Source organism: Streptococcus pacificus (assembly GCF_016481305.1).
Classification (GTDB): Bacteria; Bacillota; Bacilli; order Lactobacillales; family Streptococcaceae; genus Streptococcus; species Streptococcus pacificus.
Map to the genome: position 1 here is coordinate 422405 of NZ_JAENBO010000001.1, position 20617 is coordinate 443021.

General features: G+C 34.9%; 17 protein-coding genes. 16 read left to right on the forward strand and 1 reads right to left on the reverse strand.

The genetic code is table 11. The annotated features are described in order from the left end of the window. The first annotated feature begins 57 nt into the window (after positions 1-57). The 15 genes from JHK62_RS01905 (at position 58) to addA (ending at position 18263) form a co-directional block, all read left to right on the forward strand. Positions 58-1248: an efflux RND transporter periplasmic adaptor subunit gene (locus JHK62_RS01905; RefSeq protein WP_199574988.1), complete on the forward strand. Its 1191-nt coding sequence runs from the start codon at positions 58-60 to the stop codon at positions 1246-1248. Next, a complete protein-coding gene (locus JHK62_RS01910; protein ID WP_199574989.1) occupies positions 1241-1954 on the forward strand; it encodes an ATP-binding cassette domain-containing protein in 714 nt (237 codons plus the stop codon). Before JHK62_RS01905 ends, JHK62_RS01910 begins: the two co-directional genes overlap by 8 nt. A 3-nt stretch (positions 1955-1957) precedes the next feature. Then, positions 1958-3175: an ABC transporter permease gene (locus JHK62_RS01915; protein WP_199574990.1), complete on the forward strand. Its 1218-nt coding sequence runs from the start codon at positions 1958-1960 to the stop codon at positions 3173-3175. Further along, positions 3168-3785: a TVP38/TMEM64 family protein gene (locus JHK62_RS01920; RefSeq protein WP_199574991.1), complete on the forward strand. Its 618-nt coding sequence runs from the start codon at positions 3168-3170 to the stop codon at positions 3783-3785. The genes JHK62_RS01915 and JHK62_RS01920 overlap by 8 nt, the downstream gene beginning before the upstream one ends. Positions 3786-3891: 106 nt before the next feature. Then, positions 3892-4164 carry a 30S ribosomal protein S16 gene (rpsP, locus tag JHK62_RS01925; RefSeq protein WP_199574992.1) on the forward strand — a complete coding sequence of 91 codons (273 nt, stop codon included), beginning with the start codon at positions 3892-3894 and terminating at the stop codon, positions 4162-4164. Positions 4165-4169: 5 nt separating this feature from the next. Next, positions 4170-4409, forward strand: a complete 240-nt coding sequence (locus JHK62_RS01930) for a KH domain-containing protein (protein WP_199574993.1) — start codon at positions 4170-4172, stop codon at positions 4407-4409. A gap of 127 nt (positions 4410-4536) precedes the next feature. Next, positions 4537-5055, forward strand: a complete 519-nt coding sequence (gene rimM / locus JHK62_RS01935) for a ribosome maturation factor RimM (RefSeq protein ID WP_199574994.1) — start codon at positions 4537-4539, stop codon at positions 5053-5055. Further along, the gene (gene trmD, locus JHK62_RS01940) at positions 5045-5773 is read left to right on the forward strand and encodes a tRNA (guanosine(37)-N1)-methyltransferase TrmD (protein WP_199575239.1); all 729 of its coding nucleotides are present in this window, start codon (positions 5045-5047) and stop codon (positions 5771-5773) included. Before rimM ends, trmD begins: the two co-directional genes overlap by 11 nt. A gap of 44 nt (positions 5774-5817) precedes the next feature. Further along, entirely contained in the window at positions 5818-6819 is a 1002-nt protein-coding gene (locus tag JHK62_RS01945; protein WP_199574995.1) for an NAD(P)/FAD-dependent oxidoreductase, read from the forward strand. A gap of 96 nt (positions 6820-6915) precedes the next feature. After that, positions 6916-7290: a DUF1149 family protein gene (locus JHK62_RS01950; protein ID WP_199574996.1), complete on the forward strand. Its 375-nt coding sequence runs from the start codon at positions 6916-6918 to the stop codon at positions 7288-7290. Between the two features lie 3 nt (positions 7291-7293). Then, on the forward strand, positions 7294-8148 hold the full coding sequence (locus JHK62_RS01955; protein ID WP_199574997.1) for a DegV family protein: 855 nt from the start codon (positions 7294-7296) through the stop codon (positions 8146-8148). Positions 8149-8217: 69 nt separating this feature from the next. Further along, positions 8218-9429 (forward strand): CCA tRNA nucleotidyltransferase, encoded by a 1212-nt coding sequence (locus tag JHK62_RS01960; RefSeq protein WP_199575240.1) that lies wholly within the window; start codon positions 8218-8220, stop codon positions 9427-9429. Next, complete coding sequence (locus tag JHK62_RS01965; protein WP_199574998.1) at positions 9422-11299, forward strand: ATP-binding cassette domain-containing protein; 1878 nt, start codon at positions 9422-9424, stop codon at positions 11297-11299. The genes JHK62_RS01960 and JHK62_RS01965 overlap by 8 nt, the downstream gene beginning before the upstream one ends. A gap of 98 nt (positions 11300-11397) precedes the next feature. Further along, a complete protein-coding gene (gene rexB, locus JHK62_RS01970; RefSeq protein ID WP_199574999.1) occupies positions 11398-14643 on the forward strand; it encodes an ATP-dependent nuclease subunit B in 3246 nt (1081 codons plus the stop codon). Beyond that, a complete protein-coding gene (gene addA, locus JHK62_RS01975; RefSeq protein ID WP_199575000.1) occupies positions 14640-18263 on the forward strand; it encodes a helicase-exonuclease AddAB subunit AddA in 3624 nt (1207 codons plus the stop codon). Before rexB ends, addA begins: the two co-directional genes overlap by 4 nt. Positions 18264-18291: 28 nt before the next feature. Here the strand turns inward: addA and ald are convergent, their stop codons facing one another. Next, positions 18292-19395 (reverse strand): alanine dehydrogenase, encoded by a 1104-nt coding sequence (gene ald, locus JHK62_RS01980; RefSeq protein ID WP_199575001.1) that lies wholly within the window; start codon positions 19393-19395, stop codon positions 18292-18294. Positions 19396-19618: 223 nt separating this feature from the next. Between ald and trhO the strand changes: the two genes are divergently transcribed. After that, the gene (trhO, locus tag JHK62_RS01985; RefSeq protein WP_199575002.1) at positions 19619-20584 is read left to right on the forward strand and encodes an oxygen-dependent tRNA uridine(34) hydroxylase TrhO; all 966 of its coding nucleotides are present in this window, start codon (positions 19619-19621) and stop codon (positions 20582-20584) included. Positions 20585-20617: the final 33 nt, after the last annotated feature.

Genomic DNA, 20617 nt, shown 5'->3' on the forward strand with positions numbered 1-20617 from the left:
CTTTTATTTTTAAAAAAAGTATACTTGTATTAAATAAACAATACAAAGGAGACAGATATGTCAAGAAAAAGTAAAGGCGGTTCTAAAAAGAAGAAAGTCCTTTTTATCTTATTACCAATTTTAGTTTTAGTAGTCATTTTAGCAGCCTATTTTTGGAGTAACTCTCAAAATCCTGTCGTTAATAATGATGAAAAGCCTCCTTATACACTTGCTGAAGTGACTGAAGGTTCAATTGCTTCAAGTACTTTATTATCTGGTACGGTAAAAGCTTTAAATGAACAATACGTTTATTATGATCCTTCTAAGGGCGAGGTTGCTTCTTTTGATGTCGCGGTTGGAAATACGGTAGAACCTGGACAAAAATTGCTACAATATGATATTACAGCAGCCCAAGCTGAATATGATCAAGCCGTTAGAGCCTTAAATAAAGTAGGTCGTCAAATTGAAGAGGTTAGGACAGGAGCAGCTAATGCACAAACCATCGAAGGTGTTGAAGGGCAAGAAAGTGGCTTAGCTGAAAGATCTGTTGAAAGTCAACTTAATGATTTATATGATGCTTATGCAGATGCGCAAGCAGTCGTTAACAAAGCCCAAGAAGCACTAAATCAAACCATTATTGTTAGTGATGTTAGTGGAACAGTCGTTGAGGTCAATACATCAGTTAACCCTTCCAAACAAGGTGGACAAGTTTTGATTCATATCGTTAGTGAAGGGCAATTACAAGTAGAAGGTAGTTTAACTGAATACGATTTAGCCAATATTAAAGTAGATCAAGAGGTTAAAATCACATCAAAAGTGTTCCCAGATCAATCCTTTACCGGGAAAATAAACTATGTTTCAAACTACCCAACAGAAAGCTCTGCTGGTGTTGGTGATCAACCATCAACGTCTTCAACTTATCCTTTTAAAGTTAATTTCACAAGTAATGCTGATAGTTTAAAACAAGGCTTCAAGGTGAGTATTGAAGTTATCAATAATGACAAGAATAAACTTGTTCCTGTGACTGCTATTGTCGCTGAAAAAGATAAAAACTATGTTTGGGTTTACGACAAAAAAACCAGTAAAATTTCAAAAGTTGCAGTAACTCTTGGAAAAGCTGATGCCATTTCCCAAGAAGTGACTGGTGGCCTTGAAGTTGGACAGGTCGTTGTTGACTATCCTTGGGATGACTTTAAAGAAGGTCAAACCATTGATGGCGACATCGCTGTACCATACGATGATGAAGTAGAGGAGCAGCCAAGTGAGTAAAGAAAATATCCTTATTAAATTACATAAGATTATAAAGAGTTACCACAATGGTGATCAAGAATTACAAGTTTTAAAGGGCATTGATTTAACAGTTGAAAAAGGTGATTTTTTAGCCATTATGGGGCCATCTGGTTCTGGGAAATCGACTTTGATGAATATGATTGGTTTATTAGATAGACCGACCTCAGGCGAATACGAATTAAATGGTCAATACGTTGATGATTTATCAGAAAAAAAACTAGCAGAGGTAAGAAATAAAGAGTTGGGTTTTGTCTTTCAACAATTCTTTTTACTCTCAAAATTAGATGCTGTTCAAAATGTTGAACTACCACTTATCTATGCGGGTGTTTCATCAACAAAACGTAAAAAAATGGCTGAATCATTACTTGAGAAGGTAGAACTTTCTGATCGAAAACGCCATTTGCCTTCGGAATTATCAGGTGGACAAAAGCAAAGAGTTGCTATTGCTCGTGCGCTCGTGAATAATCCTTCTTTGATTTTAGCTGATGAACCAACGGGTGCACTAGACACCAAAACGGGTGAGCAGATTATGGAATTATTGACAGAATTAAACAATGAAGGAAAAACCATCATCATGGTTACTCACGAGCCAGAAATTGCAGCATATGCGAAACATACCATTGTTCTTCGAGATGGTGAAATTGTTGAAGAGTGGTCGAAACAAGAAAAAGTGAAGGAGGAGTAAATTATGGAACATTGGAAATTTGCTCTGACTTCCATTTTAAGTCATAAAATGAGATCTCTTTTGACTATGCTTGGTATTATTATTGGTGTGACATCTGTTGTTATCATTATGGCACTTGGGGAAGGGATGAAACAACAAGTAACAAGCATTTTCACTTCTAAACAACAAGATCTCCAACTCTACTATGAACCAGATTCGTTTGATGAATTACAAGAAAATTTTCAAGACTATAAACCTCCTCAAGTTAAAGAAGAATGGTTACAACAAATAGTTGATGAAACTGAAGGTATTGATAATTACTATGTCACAAATTCGACTACTTCTGACATTAATTTTAAATCAAAAAAAGCAGAAAGCATTAATGTGACTGGTGTCAATCAGACTTATTTTGATGTGAAAGAATTAGAAATTGTAGCTGGTCGTTCTTTTCAAATGATTGACTTCCAAAAATTTTCTCGTATTATAATGATTGATACTAAACTGGCCGAAAAACTGTTTGGTGATCCAGAAAGTGCTTTAAATCAGGTTGTTTCTGTTGGTGAAAAAGCTTATCTGGTTGTTGGTGTCTATAAAGAGCAGGTTGATGAATCAGGAATTGTTATGGGGATTCCAACTGACGGAGCAGCTATTATGGCCAATACCCAATTATCTGCTGAGTTTAATGTAGAAGACGTTTCTATGATTTACATCCATGTGGATAATGTCCAAAATGGAACGGTGCTAGGTGAACAAGCCGGGCAAATGTTGACCAAATTATCGGGTGCTCAAAATGGTACTTACAAAACCTATAATTTAGAAGAAGTCTTAAATGATATTAATGACGCTTTTGGTGTCATGACAACAGTTATTGGTTCAATTGCTGGTATCTCTCTATTAGTCGGTGGTATCGGTGTTATGAATATTATGCTAGTTTCTGTGACAGAAAGAACTAGAGAAATTGGTCTTAGAAAAGCTTTAGGAGCAACCAGAGGCAATATATTAACCCAATTCCTGATTGAGTCTATGGTATTAACCATGCTTGGTGGCTTGATTGGTCTAATTATTGCTTACGCAGTGACAGCTATTATTGATCAGTCATTACCTGATATGCACCCAAGTGTTTCTTTAGCGGTGGCTATTGGAAGCATTCTTTTCTCAGCACTTATTGGTATTATTTTTGGAATTCTTCCAGCTAATAAGGCAAGTAAACTAGATCCAATTGAGGCTTTAAGATATGAATAACCTAACAAGAAAACAAAAAAAATATGATAAATTAAAAAAGTTTTTCCATGTCTTAGGAATTATTTCAATCATTTTTTCAATTGCTCTTGTTATCTATCTTGTTAAAGGACTTGATATTCTAAATAATCCAGATGCCTTGGCACAAATGATTAAAGACCATCTTTTTTGGGGCTCAATTGTATTTTTTATCATCCAGATTGTTCAAGTTGTTATTCCGATTATTCCTGGGGGAGTGACAACAGTTGTAGGCTTTATTGCATTTGGTCCAATTGTTGGTTTTATTCTCAACTATGTAGGTATTATTATTGGTAGTATCATTTTATTTGCGATTACAAGAACTTATGGACGTAAATTTATCTTATTATTTGCTAAGGAAAAACAATTAAAGTACTATGAAGAGAAATTATCATCGCCGACCTACGAATATTTTTTTATCTTGAATATGCTCTCACCTGTTTCACCAGCTGATATTCTTGTTATGGTGACAGGTTTGACTAAGATGAGTTATCGTAAATTTATAACGATTATTCTAATCACAAAACCTGTTTCAATAGTTGCTTATAGTTATTTCTGGATATACGGTGGTAGTCTATTTAAAAATTTTTTCTAAATTCAAAAAGGTGTCAAGATTTTTTCTTGACACCTTATTTTTTTATGCTATAATAAATAAAGATATTGATTAAAATATTAAAAACAAAAAAGAAAAGAGAGAAAAAATGGCAGTTAAAATTCGCTTAACTCGTATGGGTTCTAGAAAAAAACCTTTTTACCGTATTAACGTTGCTGACTCACGTGCACCACGTGATGGTCGTTTTATTGAAACAGTTGGAACATACAATCCACTTGTAGCAGAAAACCAAGTAACACTTAAAGAAGACCGTGTGCTTGATTGGTTATCTAAAGGTGCTCAACCTTCTGATACTGTTCGTAGCATTTTCTCAAAAGCTGGAATTATGAAAAAATTCCACGATTCTAAATTTACGAAGTAAGGCCTATGGATACAATAGAAAATCTTATTATTACAATTGTGAAACCTCTTATTTCACATCCTGATAATTTCTCTATCAAGATTGAAGATACTCCTGAGTTTTTAGAGTATCATCTTGATTTAGATCCAAATGATGTTGGTCGCATTATAGGCAGAAAAGGGCGTACAATTACTGCAATAAGATCAATTGTCTATTCTGTCCCAACACAAGGTAAAAAAGTTAGAATTGTTATCGATGAAAAGTAGTAGCTTGTCTACTGCTTTTTATTGTGATTAAATGCGTAATCATTATAAGATTATCCTATTAGTAGTTAATCTTGTTTATTACATTCTAAAATGATAGAATGAATAAAACAAGATAATTGGAGTAAGTATGAACTATTTTAATGTAGGTAAAATTGTAAACACACAAGGATTAAAAGGCGAAGTACGTGTATTAAGTGTGACTGATTTTGTCTCTGAAAGATACAAAGTAGGTAGTCAATTAGCACTTTTTGATAAGAAAGATCAGTTTGTTCAAACGCTTGAGGTGGCTAGCCATAGGCAACACAAAAATTTTGATATCCTTAAATTTAAAGGCCTTTATCACATCAATGAGGTTGAAAAATTTAGAGATTTTTCTTTAAAAATTGCTGAGGATTTATTAACACCTCTTGAGTCTGATGAATTTTACTATCATGAAATTATTGGCCTATCTGTTTATGAAAACAATCAATTAATTGGTGTGATTAAAGAAATTTTACAGCCTGGTGCTAATGATGTTTGGGTGGTTCAAAGAAAAGGTAAAAAAGACTTACTGCTACCATATATTCCTTCTGTTATTTTATCGGTTAACTTACCAGATAAAAGAGTAGATGTTGACATTTTAGAAGGGTTAGATGATGAAGATTGATATTTTAACCTTATTTCCTGAGATGTTTGCCCCTTTGGAACATTCAATAGTTGGTAAAGCTCAAGAAAAAGGTTTAGTTACTATTGATTATCATAATTTTAGAAACAATGCCGAAAAAGCGAGGCATGTTGATGATGAACCCTATGGTGGTGGTCAAGGAATGCTTCTAAGGGCTCAGCCTATTTTTGATACGATGGACACTATCGATACAGATAATGCGCGTGTTATTTTATTAGATCCTGCAGGACAAAGAATGTCTCAGTCCTATGCTGAGGAATTAGCTAAAGAAGGGAAGTTGATTTTCATTTGTGGCCACTATGAAGGATACGACGAAAGGATTAAAACACTGGTTACTGATGAAATTTCACTAGGAGATTTTGTTTTAACAGGTGGTGAATTAGCCGCAATGACCATTATTGATGCGACGGTTCGTTTGATTCCTGATGTGATTGGTAAAGAAGCTAGTCATCAAGAAGATAGTTTTTCTTCAGGTTTATTGGAGTATCCGCAGTATACTCGTCCTTACGAGTACAGAGGCATGACAGTTCCAGATATACTCATGAGCGGTCATCATGAAAATATCAGAAAGTGGCGCTTAAAAGAAAGTTTAAAAAAGACTTATCAAAGACGTCCTGATTTATTGGAGCATTATTCATTAACTGAAGAAGAAAAACAGATGTTAAAAGAAATTAAAGAAGACAAACTGTCATCAGACTAGTCTAGTAAAGAAATGTGAAGTTAAATACATTTGGTGGAGAAAAAATGACAACAAAAGAAAACATATATGATATTACCATTGTTGGTGGGGGTCCAGTTGGGCTTTTCACTGCATTCTATGCTGGATTACGTGGGGTTCGGGTTAAACTCATTGAAAGTTTATCAGAGCTAGGTGGTCAGCCAGCCATTTTATACCCAGAAAAAAAGATCTTTGATGTGCCGGCCTATCCAGCGATTCAAGGCAAGGACTTAGTCGCTAATCTTATTAAACAGTTAGATTTAGTAGCAGATAAAGTTACCGTCTGTCTAAAAGAAGAAGTTCAAACTTTTGAAAAAGAAGACGATATTTTTGTGATAAAAACGTCAAAAGCCAGTCACTATTCAAAAACAATCATTTTTGCTTGTGGTAATGGGGCCTTCTCAGCAAGAAAATTAGGATTAGAAGGTGAAGAGCACTATGAACAAAAAAATCTTTTTTATCATGTTAAATCCATTGAACAATTTAAAGACAGAAACATTGTCATTTGTGGCGGTGGAGATTCAGCTGTTGACTGGGCATTGGAGCTAGAAAAAATTGCTAGTCAAGTGACACTTGTTCATCGTCGTGACCAATTTAGGGCACATGAACATAGTGTAGAACTTCTAAAAAAATCATCAGTTAAAATAATGACTCCTTTCATTCCAGTGGGCTTTGAAGATAAAAATGGCAGTATTAGCCAACTCACTATTCAAAAAGTAAAAACAGATGAATTCGTTAGTCTTCCCCTCGATGACTTAATTGTTAGCTTTGGCTTTACAACATCAAATAAAAATCTTAAAAATTGGTCGATTGAGAGTCAAAGAACTAGTATCAAAGTCTCTTCAAGTTTTGAATCAAGCCAAAAAGGCGTTTTTGCTGTTGGTGATGCAGCAGTCTATGATGGCAAACTAGATTTGATTGCAACTGGTTTTGGTGAAGCACCTTTAGCTGTTAGCCAAGCTATTAAACTTATTTACCCTGATAGAGACAATCGTGTGGTTCACTCAACTAGTCTGATTAATGATTAATTGATGCGATTATATGATTTACAATATTAGGTAATAACTTTAAGAACTGCTTTTATTATGCTATAATAAACAGTAATTGTTAGTAAGGAGAAAAAGATGGAAATTGTTCGTCAAAAAGAATTTGTAAACCAATATCATTACGATGCTCGCAATTTAGAGTGGGAAAAAGAAAATGGTACGCCTGAAACAACAGTCGAAGTAAAATTTAAGTTAATTGAAAAAGATATGAAAAATAAACAAACTACTATTGTTTCAACCCTTCAATTCATTATTGTTCAAGAAGAGTTTGTTGTTAGCGGCATGATTTCTCAGCTAAATATGATTAAAGATCGTATCGTTAATCAACCAAATGAATTTTCGCAAGAAGAGGCTAAAGATTTGGCATCTCCTTTACTGGATGTTCTTAAAAGATTAACCTATGAGGTATCAGAGATTGCTCTTGATAGAGCTGGTTTAAATTTGGAGTTTTAATTAATGAAATTAGCTGTTATTACAGACTCGTCTGCTAATTTAGATGAGCATTTTAAGAAGAAAGATAATGTATTTGTCTTAGATATACCGGTTATTATTGATAACGAAACCTTTATAGAAGGCAAAAATTTAACTATTGATGAATTCTATGAAAAAATTGAAAAGGCTAAAGACTTTCCAACGACTAGTCAACCAAGTCTAGCTGATTTGGATGATGTATTGGCTTATCTTTCAAAGGAAAACTATACTCATGTGATTGGTCTATTTTTATCGAGTGGTATTTCTGGCTTCTATCAAAATATTCATTATTTAGTTGATGAGTATAGTCATTTAACGATTCGTTTTCCTGACACTAAAACATCTAGTTTTCCGCTTAGAATGCTTGTTGAAAATACCATTGCTTCTTATGAGGCTGGTCATTCATTTTCAGTTATTGAAGAGGATTTAATGCAACAAATTCCTGAGACGGGAGCATATGTTGTCGTGGATGACTTAAATCATCTCGTAAAAGGTGGACGTTTGTCAAATGGTTCTGCTTTAATTGGTAATCTTTTAAGCATTAAACCAATCATCTACTTTAATAATGGCACTTTAGAACTTTATGAAAGAGTTAGAACCGAGAAAAAAGCGCATAATCGTTTGATTGAAATTTTAAATGAAGCCACTTTACATGGTCATTTTGACGTTTCAATCGTTCACTCAGATGCTATAGAAAAGGCAGAAAAATTAAAAGAATTACTTTTAAATTCTAATTTTTCTGGCGAGGTGTCAGTAACTACTTTTAGTAGTGTCATTGCTGCTCATTTAGGAAAAGGCGCTGTTGCTATTGCATTTTCTCCAGTTTCTAAGTATAAATAAAAATTATTAGTAATAATCTTTTTATTGTAACGCATTTATTTAATCATTAAAAGATAGTTGGGAAAAATGATGAGATTAAAAACGTTGCCTTCTGAATTTCAGAAGGCTTTACCTATTTTATCTAAGATTAAAGAGTCTGGATATGAAGCCTATTTTGTCGGAGGCAGTGTTAGAGACGCTATCTTAGAGCGACCGATTCATGATGTTGACATCGCAACAAGTGCTTATCCTGAAGAAATTAAAAAAATTTTTTCTAGGACAGTTGATGTTGGTATTGAGCACGGTACAATTTTAGTGCTTGAAGAAGATGAAGAATATGAAATAACAACATTTAGAACTGAGGAAGCTTATGTTGACTATCGTAGGCCAAGTCAGGTTCATTTTGTGCGCTCTCTTAAAGAAGATTTGAAAAGAAGAGATTTTACTGTCAATGCTTTTGCATTAAATCATACATCAGAAGTCATTGATTTATTTGGTGGACTAAAAGATTTAGAGGAAAAAACGTTAAGAGCTGTTGGTGATGCCAAAGAGCGATTTAATGAAGATGCCTTACGAATCATGAGAGGACTTCGTTTTATGGCTAGTTTGGGCTTCTCCATTGAAGAGAAAACACTAGCAGCAATGATAGACAATACTTTCTTACTGGAAAGAATTTCTGTAGAACGGATTTTCATTGAACTCGATAAATTACTAATGGCCCCTTTTTGGCAAAAAGGCTTAGCACAACTAGTTTCAAGTAATGTCTATCAGTTTTTACCAGAATTAAAAAATAGTAAAAAACAGTTAGAGGTTATGCTTAATGATCTGCCTTTTCATTTTCACTTTGAGAGTTCTGAGCAGGCCTGGGCTTATTTATTGATTAGTCTTAACACAAAAACGATTAAACCCTTTCTTAAACAATGGAAAACGTCAAATGACTTCCAAAAAACTGTAGAGAATCTGGTAACTGTTTATCAAATTCGTCTTGAACGTGAGATTTCAAGACAAGATGTCTATCGTTTCGGTAAAGAAATCATTAAACAAGTAGAATCCTTGCGTGAAGCAAAAGGCTTATCATTTAACTACGACAAAATTGTTGAAATAGATCGTCAACTAACCATTCATAACAAAAGAGAAATTCTTGTAAATGGTAGTCAACTAATGGCATTGTATCAACTAGAACCAGGTCCAAAACTAGGAAAACTCTTAAGTGAGATTGAAAGTCAAATGGTTGCTGGCCATTTGGATAATACTGAAGACGCTATTTTAAGCTTTGTTGAAAGGAGATTAGCAGGTGAGTGATTTTTTAGTTGATAACCTTACAAAAACAATTGGCGATAAAACGGTTTTTAAAGAAATCTCTTTTATGATTCACCCTCTTGATCGGATAGGGATTATTGGAGTCAATGGCACAGGAAAAACGACACTTTTAGAAGTTCTCTCAAGGAACTTGGGTTTTGATGGCGACACCTCACCTTTTTCACATGCTAATGGTTATCAAATCGCTTATCTCAAACAAAATCCTGTATTTGAAGAGTCGAAAACCATTCTTGATACGGTGTTATCAGCTGATTTAAAAGAAATGAGATTGATTAAAGAATATGAATCCCTTATGATGGACTATTCTGAGGCTAATCAAGAACGTTTGGAAAAAGTAATGGTTGAAATGACCGCTAGTGATGCCTGGTCAATTGAAAGCGATGTTAAAACGGTTTTGTCAAAACTTGGCATTAACAATCTCACGCAAACCATTAATAATCTCTCAGGGGGACTGAGAAGAAGGGTTCAGCTGGCTCAAGTACTGTTATCAAACAGTGACCTGTTATTACTAGATGAGCCGACAAACCATCTTGATATTGATACCATTTCTTGGTTGACAGATTATCTAAAAAATAGTCGAAAAACAGTTCTTTTTATTACCCATGATCGTTATTTTCTAGATGCGATAGCTACTCGTATTTTTGAATTAGCCAATGCCAAGTTAACGGAGTATCAAGGGAATTATCAAGATTATGTTCGCTTAAAAGCAGAACAAGACGAAAGAGAAGTAAGTACTCTTCACAAGAAAAAGCAACTCTACAAGCAAGAACTGGCTTGGATGCGTACGCAACCACAAGCGAGAGCGACAAAACAACAAGCACGAATTAATCGTTTTGAAAAACTTGAAAAAGAAGTTAAAAACGATTTAACATCAGATAGCCTAGAAATTAATTTTGATACGAGTCGTATTGGGAAAAAAGTTATTTCCTTTGAGAATGTCTCTTTTTCCTATCCCGATAAACCGATTATTAACGACTTTAATTTATTAATCCAAAATAAAGATAGGATTGGTATTGTTGGTGACAATGGTGTTGGGAAATCAACCCTTCTTAACTTGATTTCAGGTGACCTTGTACCAAATTCGGGTAATCTTTCTATTGGTGAAACGGTGAGAATTGGTTACTTTTCTCAGCAGATTAAAGGGATGAATGAGAATAAACGCCTTATTAATTATCTTCAAGAAGTTGCTGATGAAGTGAAAACAAAGGTTGGTGTGACAAGTGTTAGTGAACTGTTAGAGCAGTTTTTATTCCCAAGATCTAGTCATGGCACCTTGATTTCAAAATTATCTGGAGGTGAAAAGAAGCGTTTGTACCTCCTAAAACTATTAATTGAAAAACCAAATGTTCTCTTACTAGACGAGCCGACCAATGATTTAGATATTGCAACCTTAACTGTTCTTGAACGCTTTTTACAAGGTTTTAGTGGCCCAGTTATTACTGTCAGTCATGACCGTTACTTTCTTGATAAAGTGGCAACTAAGATTTTGGCTTTCGAAGAAAATACCATCAAAACGTTTTTTGGTAACTATACTGATTATCTAGATGAGAAAGCTTTTCAGAATCGTTTAAGAGAAGACAACTCAAAAGAGACTAAAGTAAAAACTGTATCTGATACAGCTACAAATAAAGAGAAAAAGCGTCTATCGTACTTTGAAAAACAAGAATGGGAAAGTATTGAAGAAATCATTGAAGAACTAGAAACAAGTATCACTGAGATAGAAAAACAAATGCTTGAAGCATCTAGTGATTATAGTCAACTCGCTAGTCTTCAAAAAGAGTTAGATGAAAAAAATGAGTTATTATTAGAAAAATATGAACGCTATGAGTATCTTAGTCAGTTCGACCAATAACAAGCTTATGGTTAATCGCTCAATTCTGATTATTTCAGCCCACTTAGTGGGCTTTTTTGCTATAATAATAACTAAGAAAGTTAGAGATAGGTGACCAAATGAAATTATTATACACCGATATTTATAATGATATGTCTGACGTTTTAGCCAAACAAGCGCATGATTATGCGTTGAAAGGGAAAAGAGTTTTTTATATTGCACCAAACTCTCTTTCCTTTGAGAAGGAACGTCGTGTACTGAGTTTACTACCTGAACAGGCTTCTTTTGCTATTACGATTACGCGCTTTGCCCAAATGGCACGTTATTTTACGCTTAACACCACTGTTAGATCAACAAGCCTTGATGATATCGGTCTTTTTATGCTTTTTCAAAAGGTCTTGTCTCATTTTAATCAAGAAGACTTACCGATTTATGGCCTACTAAAAAAAGATCCCAATTTTATAGAACAATTAGTTACTCTTTATCAAGAATTCAAATCAGCCAATATGAGTTTTTATGAGTTAACTGAGATCGATAATCTTAAATTCAAAGACTTGATTGCTATTTTTACTGAATTGGAAAAAGAGCTTCAAGAAAATCAATTTGAAATGTTATCACCAATCACTCACTTCTCTAATCAAGTCCTATCGGGTTTTCTTGATGATGCTTTAAAAGATGTTGTTCTCATTATTGATGGCTTTACAAGATTTTCGGCAGAAGAAGAATTTCTTGTTCAGTTATTAGAGGAAAAGACAAGTGAGATTGTTATTGGCACTTACGCTAGTAAAAAGGCTTATCGTTTGAACTATTCAGAAGGAAACATTTATCAAGCTGGGGTTGATTTTTTAAGACATTTAGCTTCTGTTTTTTTAGTCAAACCTGCTTACATAGCGAATGAATCAAACACTTTTTTTGCAAACCTTTCAAAAACTGTTGAAAGTTACCATGATTTTTCTAATACACCTCTAACTCTTGAAGTTCCTGAGGAGTCCCCTCTTACTATTTGGGAAGTCTCCCACCAAAAAGAAGAAATTGAACAAGTAGCCAAAGCCATTCGTGCGAAACTTCATGCGGGCTACCGCTATAAGGATATACTGGTTCTTTTAGGTGATGTGGATAGTTACTATCTCTCCATTAAAACTATTTTTGACAAGTATCAGATTCCTTTCTATCTTTCAAAACCTGAGTCGATGAGTCATCATCCTCTTGTTCATTTTGTCGATGCTCTTGAGCGATTAAAACGTTATCGTTTTCAAGCTGAGGATTTACTTAATCTTCTTAAATCAGGCTTGTATGGTCAATTTTCACAAATGGAAATAGATCTTTTTGAGCAGTATATCAATTATGCCGATATCAAGGGGAAAGCTGCTTTTTCACGTTCCTTTACTTATGATAATGGTGGTCAGTTTGACCTTTCTCAGTTAAATGATATTAGAGAAAGAGTCATGGCACCTCTTTTAACCTTCTTTAATAGCCAAAGTAGGACCGCAAAAGGATTATTGAATAATCTGATTAAACTATTAACTGATCTTGAGCTAAACAGCCATCTAGAAAAGATTGCACTGTCATCAAGCCAAGAAGAAGCTGAAAAACATGAAGAAGTCTGGAAGACCTTCCTTCATATTTTAGAGCAATTCCAAACCATCTTTAAAGATGAAAAATTAAGTCAGTCAGAGTTTTTAGGCTTTCTTAGAACAGGGATGTTGTCAGCTAATTATCGTATCGTACCAGCTACTTTAGATGTTGTTAATGTGAAGTCCTACGATTTAATTGAACCACACACCAACCAATTCATTTTTGCCATTGGTCTTAGTCAATCCCATTTCCCTAAAGTGTCTAAAAATACAAGTTTGTTAACAGACGAAGAACGACTTATTATTAATCAAACAACCACAAAAATCGCCCGTTTTGATATTGCTAGTCAAGAAATGCATAAGAAAAATCACTTGGTAGCACTTTCTTTGATGAATGCTGCAACAAAAGAATTGGTCTTATCTAGCCCAAGTGTGATTAATGATAATCAAGAATTGATGTCACCTTACTTGCAACTTCTTAAAAAGATTGGTCTTCCAGTCATTGAAAAAAATAAAGAAACAACAGCTATCAATCCGGATGATCTAGGTAGCTATAGCGGTCTTTTAAGTCGCCTTGTTGATTTTTACCAAGATGACATTCAAAAAGAAAGTTTTAGCAAAGAAGAAGCAACCTTTTGGTCTGTTGCTGTGCGTGTTTTAAAACAAAAACTGGCAACTGATGGCCTTTTCTTACCTACTCCTCAGGAAGATTTAGCGGTTACTCCTTTGGCAGAGGAAACTTTAGCTGTTCAATTTCCAAAAGATAAGCCTCTGCAATTATCAGCTTCTGCACTAACAGATTTTTATGAGAATGAATACAAGTACTTCTTGAAGTATGTGCTTGGTTTGAAAGAACCTGCCTCTATTCATCCTGACGCCAGTCAACATGGGAACTTTCTTCATCGAATTTTTGAATTGTTTATGGATGATAAGAGTTCAGATAATTTTGATAGGAAACTTTCTTTGGCGATTGAAAAAGCAAGCCTTGAACCAATTTTTCTCTCCCTTTACCAACAAGATGCCCAAAGTCAGTTTTCAAAAACGATGCTAAGGACGATTGCTCAAGCAACAGCAACAATTTTAAAAAATAATCCTGCTATAGAAGTTGTCGCAGAAGAACTCGTTTTTGGTAATGACAACCAAAATACTCTTGACTTAGGAGATGGTAGAAACCTTAATATCAAAGGAAAAATTGATCGGCTTGATTACCTATCAGCAACTGACAGTTATGGTGTCGTTGATTATAAATCAAGTGATAAAAAATTTCAGTTAGCTGATTTTTATAATCGTCTAAGCCCTCAACTCATCACTTATATAGCGGCTTTAAGAAATACAAAAGAGTTTTCAAAAATGAACAATATTTTTGGAGCCATGTACCTGCATATGAAGAACCCGATTATTGCTCTTGACAAAACAAAATCAGTTGATGATGTCTTGTCCCAATCCTTACAAGAATTAAAGTACAAAGGATTATTTTTAGAAGACAATACTCAAGGATTAAATCATCTTTATGCTAGTAAGCGTTCAACTTTTTCTAATGAGGCGTTAGAGCTAATGCTAGCTTACAATGAAAAACTATACAAAGAAGCGGCTAAGAAAATTTTATCAGGTCATTTTGCCATTAATCCATACACCAAAGATAATAAATCAGTCACAGGTGAACAGTTTAAGGCTATCACTCGTTTTGAGGCCAATCAGCATCTATCAAACGCTCGCCAATTAAAAAGCTTCCCACGTGCTGAGCAACAAAAAATTATTCTAGAACAAATGAAAGGAGAGATTGAGCAATGACACACCATCCTTTTTTAACAAAAGCTGAAATAACGGCTCTTCAAAAAGAAGAAATGCTTTCAGACAAAACACAAAAAAGAACAAAAGAACAAATTGAAGCCATTTACAGTCATGGCCAAAATATTTTAGTCTCAGCCTCTGCTGGTTCTGGAAAAACATTTGTTATGGTTGAGCGCATTATTGATAAATTAAAAAGAGGAGTGGGGATTGATGAACTCTTCATTTCAACCTTTACGGTTAAGGCAGCTAGTGAGCTAAAAGAACGTTTAGAACAGAAATTGACCCAAGAGATTAAAGAAACAACTGATAATGCTATCAGACGCCACTTGTCACTACAAATTGCTGCCTTACAACACGCTGATATTGGTACTATGGATGCTTTCACTCAAAAAGTAGTGAGTCAATATGGTTATTTACTTGGTATTTCCCCTCAATTTCGTATTCTTCAAGACAAAAGCGAACAAGATATCATTAAACATGATGTTTTTGATCATTTATTTGATCGCTATATGAGCAGTGAAAAAGCAGAACTATTTTCAAAGGTGGTCATTAATTTTTCAGGTCAAAGAAAAGATGCCAAGGCTTTTTACCAGGTGGTTGATACCATTCATCAATTTATCCAATCAACTAGTGATCCACTAAATTGGTTAGAAACAACTTTTGATCAGGGAGCAAAAAAATATGTGACAAGTCATGATTTGCCTTCTACGATGATTGAAAAATTCCTTCAAGAAATGCAAAATGTGGCCAATCAGCTTGAAGAGTTAACACAACTTCCCGATTACAAACAAACCACTAAACAAGGAAGTCCCACAGCGACTTATAAAAAACACCAAAAGATTTACACGTTTCTAAGAGAAACTGCTCAGGAACTTGAAGGTGCTTTTGAGACTGTTAACATCTCCCAGCTTGCTTTAAATCTTGAAGAATTATTACCAGCAGGAAACGATGTCACTGTTGCTGGGCAAAAATATAGCCTGTATGGGCAACTACATCAGTTAATCAATCAATTCAAGCATATTGAAACCATTGTTTACTACCAAAAACAAGCACTGCCATTAATTGACCTCTTAAAAGACTTCATGGCAGATTTTCATCAAGAATATCTGGCACGAAAAAAACAAGAAAATGCTTTTGAATTTGCTGACATTGGGCATTTTGCTATTCAAATTTTAGAAGAAAACAACGCCGTTAGGCAAGCATTTCAAACGAAATATCATGAAGTAATGGTTGATGAGTACCAAGACACCAATCATAGTCAGGAAAAAATGCTTGAGCTTTTATCATCAGGTCACAATCGTTTCATGGTGGGTGATATTAAACAATCGATTTATCGTTTTCGTCAAGCGGATCCACAAATTTTTAATCAGAAATTTAAAGATTATCAAGATAATCCCGAAAATGGGTGTCTTATTTTACTTAAAGAAAATTTCCGTAGTCAGATTGAAGTATTAGATGCAACAAATGCTATCTTCAAACGTTTAATGGATGAAGAAGTAGGCGATATTGATTATAATGATACTCATAGTCTTGTCGCTGGTAGTGATAGGCAACTCACAACTGATAGTGACAATAAGACAGAGTTCCTTATTTATAATACTGATAGTGTCCAAGATGAGACTGACACTGAAGATGAGCTGACCACTTTTGAAGTTGAGCTCGTGGCAAAAGAGATAATTAAGCTTCACAAAGAGAAAAAAGTTTCTTTTAACGATATCACACTTCTTGTCTCCTCAAGAACACGTAACAATGCCATTATTAGAACCTTTGAACAACATGGCATTCCCTTAGTATCAGATGGCGGGGAACAACACTATCTTCAATCTGTTGAGGTTATGGTGATGTTGGAGACACTAAGAGTGATTGATAATCCTTTAAATGATTATGCTTTGGTTGCTCTTTTACGATCACCAATGTTTTCCTTTGATGAGGATGAAATGACGAGGTTATCTCTTCAAGTTAACAATAAAAAAGAAAAGGCCTATTTGTATGAAAAACTATTATTGACCCTTGATAAAAAAGGGAGTCATCCTGAACTGATTAGGACTAAGGATTATGAGAAAGTTAGTCGTTTTTACAAGCAGCTCGAAAAATGGCGTACATATGCAAAAACGCATAGCCTATATGATTTAATTTGGAAAATTTATCAGGAACGTCATTATTATGATTATGTTGGTCTTTTACCAAATGGTGAGCAAAGACAAGCTAATCTCTATGCGCTTGCAACTAGGGCTGATCAGTTTGAAACAACAGGCTTTAAAGGATTGTCTCGTTTCATCAGAATGATTAATAAAATTATTGAGACTGAAAATGATTTGGCTGATGTAGAAGTGGTTGCTCCAAAAGAAGCGGTTAGCCTTATGACCATCCATAAAAGTAAAGGGCTCCAATTTCCTTATGTTTTTCTACTAAATATGGACAAACGTTTTGATAAGAGAGACGAAACAGCCCCAATGATTTTAAGTCGGGACCATGGTATCGGTATTAAATTATTAGTTGATATGAAAGAAGCATTTGCTGATAAGAGTAAGCTTCCTCATGTCTTAGTGTCAATGAAGACCCTAGCATACCAACAAAATCAGCAAGAGCTCACTCTAGCTAGTTTATCCGAGCAGATGCGGTTACTCTATGTCGCAATGACTCGTGCCGAGAAAAAACTGTATCTGGTTGGAAAAGGCAGTCAAGAAAAATTATCAAATCGCTACGATGGCCAAGAGAAATTTGGTAAGTTGACAACTGCTAGTCGAGAACGTCTTGCTAGTTTTCAAGACTGGGTATTAGCAGTCAAAGAAGCCTTCCCAAATACCTTAACAACTTTTTCTGTGAGATACGTTGATCAATCAGAACTTAGCCCAGATAAAATTGGTAAACTAGATCAAACAAATCCTATTCCAACTGAGGATTTGACAGACAACAGACAAAGTGATGATATCAAACGGGCTCTTGAAATCATGGAAAACGTTGATAAGCTAAACAAGCAATACCAAGCCGCGATAGAGCTACCAATGGTTAAAACGCCTAGTCAACTAAAAGCATTTTATGAACCTGTTATGGAAAAAAATGAGATGGCCGTTATGGAAACATACCAAGCGCCATTTGATTTTAGCTTTCCTGATTTTACCAACCAACAAAAAGTCTCACCAACACAAATTGGTTCAGCAGTTCATGAATTGATGCAGCGTTTGCCAATCACTAATCAGGTGACAACTGAAATGATTAAAGAGACGCTTTCTTATGTTGATGCTTCAAATGCGGTGAAAGAAAAAATTGATCTTTCAAAAATTCTTAGCTTTTTTAACACAGAGCTTGGACAACTCATTCTTGAAAATACTGACAAGTTGTATCGCGAAGCTCCCTTTGCCATGTTAGAAATAGATCCCTTAAGTCAAGAACCATTTGTCATCAGAGGAATCATTGATGGGTTTATCAAATTGGATGATAAAATTATTCTCTTTGACTATAAAACTGATCATTATAAAGACGCAGCAGTGATAAAACAACGGTATCAACAACAAATGAGTCTATACGCTAAGGCTTTAGAAAAGTCTTATCAAGTTGAAACAGTTGAAAAATATTTAGTTTTATTGGGTGGAAAAGAGCTGGAAGTCGTGAAATACTAAAAAGAAGTTGCTAATGCAACTTCTTTTTTTAAAGTTTTAATTCGGAATAAAACAAATCAAGTGATTTAGCGACTGATTCATTGGTTAGTAAGCCCTGATAGATATTAACACCTTTAAAAAGTGCTTGATTATCTTTTATTGCTTGTTGGACGCCTTTATTAGCAATTTCAATCGCATAAGGAAGCGTAACGTTAGTTAAAGCGATAGTGGAGGTTCTTGGTACTGCACCAGGCATATTAGCAACAGCATAGTGTGTGACTCCATTAACCACATAAACAGGTTCATCGTGTGTTGTGGAATGATCTGCAGTCTCGATGATTCCTCCTTGGTCAACGGCAACGTCAATCACAACAGATCCTTTTTTCATTGAAGCAATCATCTCACTTGTGACTAATTTTGGAGCGCGTGCACCTGGAATTAAGACTGCACCGATAAGAAGATCGGCGTCTTTAACTTCTTTAGCAATATTAAGTGGGTTAGACATTAAGGTTTGGATACTGTTACCAAATTGTGTGTTGAGTTCAGCTAAGCGTTTAGGATTAACATCTAAGATGGTGACATCTGCTCCTAAACCAACAGCCATTTGCGCGGCATTTGTTCCAACAACGCCACCACCTATGATGACAACTTTTCCTTTTTTTACACCTGGAACACCACCAATTAAGATCCCTAAACCATCATTGATTTTAGTAAGATAATGCGTTCCAATTTGTACAGCCATACGGCCAGCAACCTCACTCATTGGATTGAGAAGAGGTAAGAGTCCATCTTTTTCAACTGTTTCATAAGCAATAGCAATAATATTGCTCTCTAAAAGTGCTTTTGTCAATTCAGGAGCAGGGGCCAAGTGAAGATAGGTAAAGAGAATGAGACCTTCCTTGAAAAATTCAAATTCTTCTTTAAGAGGTTCTTTCACTTTAATCACAAGGTCAACATCCCAAGCTTCCTTGGCAGATTGAACAATTTTTGCTCCCTGTTCAAGGTATTCTTCATCGCTAAAGCCAGAGCCAATACCAGCAGTTGTTTCGATGACTACTTCGTGGCCATGTTGTTTTAATGAGAGGACCCCAGCTGGTGTTAGTCCGACGCGGTTTTCATGTGTTTTAATTTCTTTAGGAACACCAATAATCATATGATCATCCTTTCTTATTTTTCTCTATGTCAATATTTTACACTTTCTCTATTATCCGTCAACTAAAAATAAGTTCGCTTAACTGAACTAAGCAGATTTATTGAAGAGAATATTGAAAAGTGAAGCCATGTTAAAAGCAATAGTTTGCAGTTTGAAAAGTTGCTATATCTCTTAAAAAAAGGTATACTGCTAAGTGACTATTTTAATGAATGAGGAGAAAATTTTGTCAGATAAAATAAGAGTACTACTATACTATAAATACACACCAATTGAGAACGCGCAAGAATACGCAAAAGAGCATCTTGCTTTTTGTAAAAGCATTGGCTTAAAAGGACGTATTATTATCTCTGATGAAGGAATTAATGGAACAGTTTCAGGGGATTACGAAACTACTCAAAAATATATGGACTATGTTCACAGTGATGAACGTTTTGCTGATTTGTGGTTTAAGTATGATGAAGAAAGAACTGATGCTTTTAAAAAGATATTTGTCCGCTACAAACGTGAAATTGTGCATCTAGGTCTTGAAGATGATGTTGATCCCCTTCAATTAACAGGGAAATATTTATCTCCAAAGGAGTTCAAGGAAGCTATTCTTGATGAGGATACTGTGGTTATTGATGCTCGTAATGATTATGAGTATGATCTTGGTCATTTTCGTGGTGCCGTTAGACCAGAAATCAGAAATTTTAGAGAATTACCCAAATGGATTAGAGACAACAAAGAAAAATTCATGGATAAAAAAATCGTTACTTACTGTACAGGTGGTGTTCGCTGTGAAAAATTCTCGGGCTGGTTATTACGTGAAGGCTTTGAAGAAGTAGGCCAATTGCATGGTGGTATTACTACTTATGGTAAGGATCCTGAAGTTAAGGGTGAACTATGGGATGGTCAAATGTATGTTTTTGACGAACGTATTGCTGTTCCTATCAATCAAGTAGATCCTAAAATTGTTGGTGTTGATTGGTTTGATGGGACACCTTGTGAACGTTATGTGAATTGTGGCAACCCATTTTGTAATCGCCAACTATTGACTTCTAAAGAAAATGAAGACAAGTACTTACGTGGGTGCTCTAAGGAATGCCGTCGTCATGAAAAAAATCGCTATATTACTGAAAATGGCTTAACTAGACAAGAGTGGGAAGAAGCTCTTAATAAGATTGGTGAGTCATTAGAAGTTAGTGCTTAATCGTTTTAAAGAAACAAAAAAAGCAGGATTCAG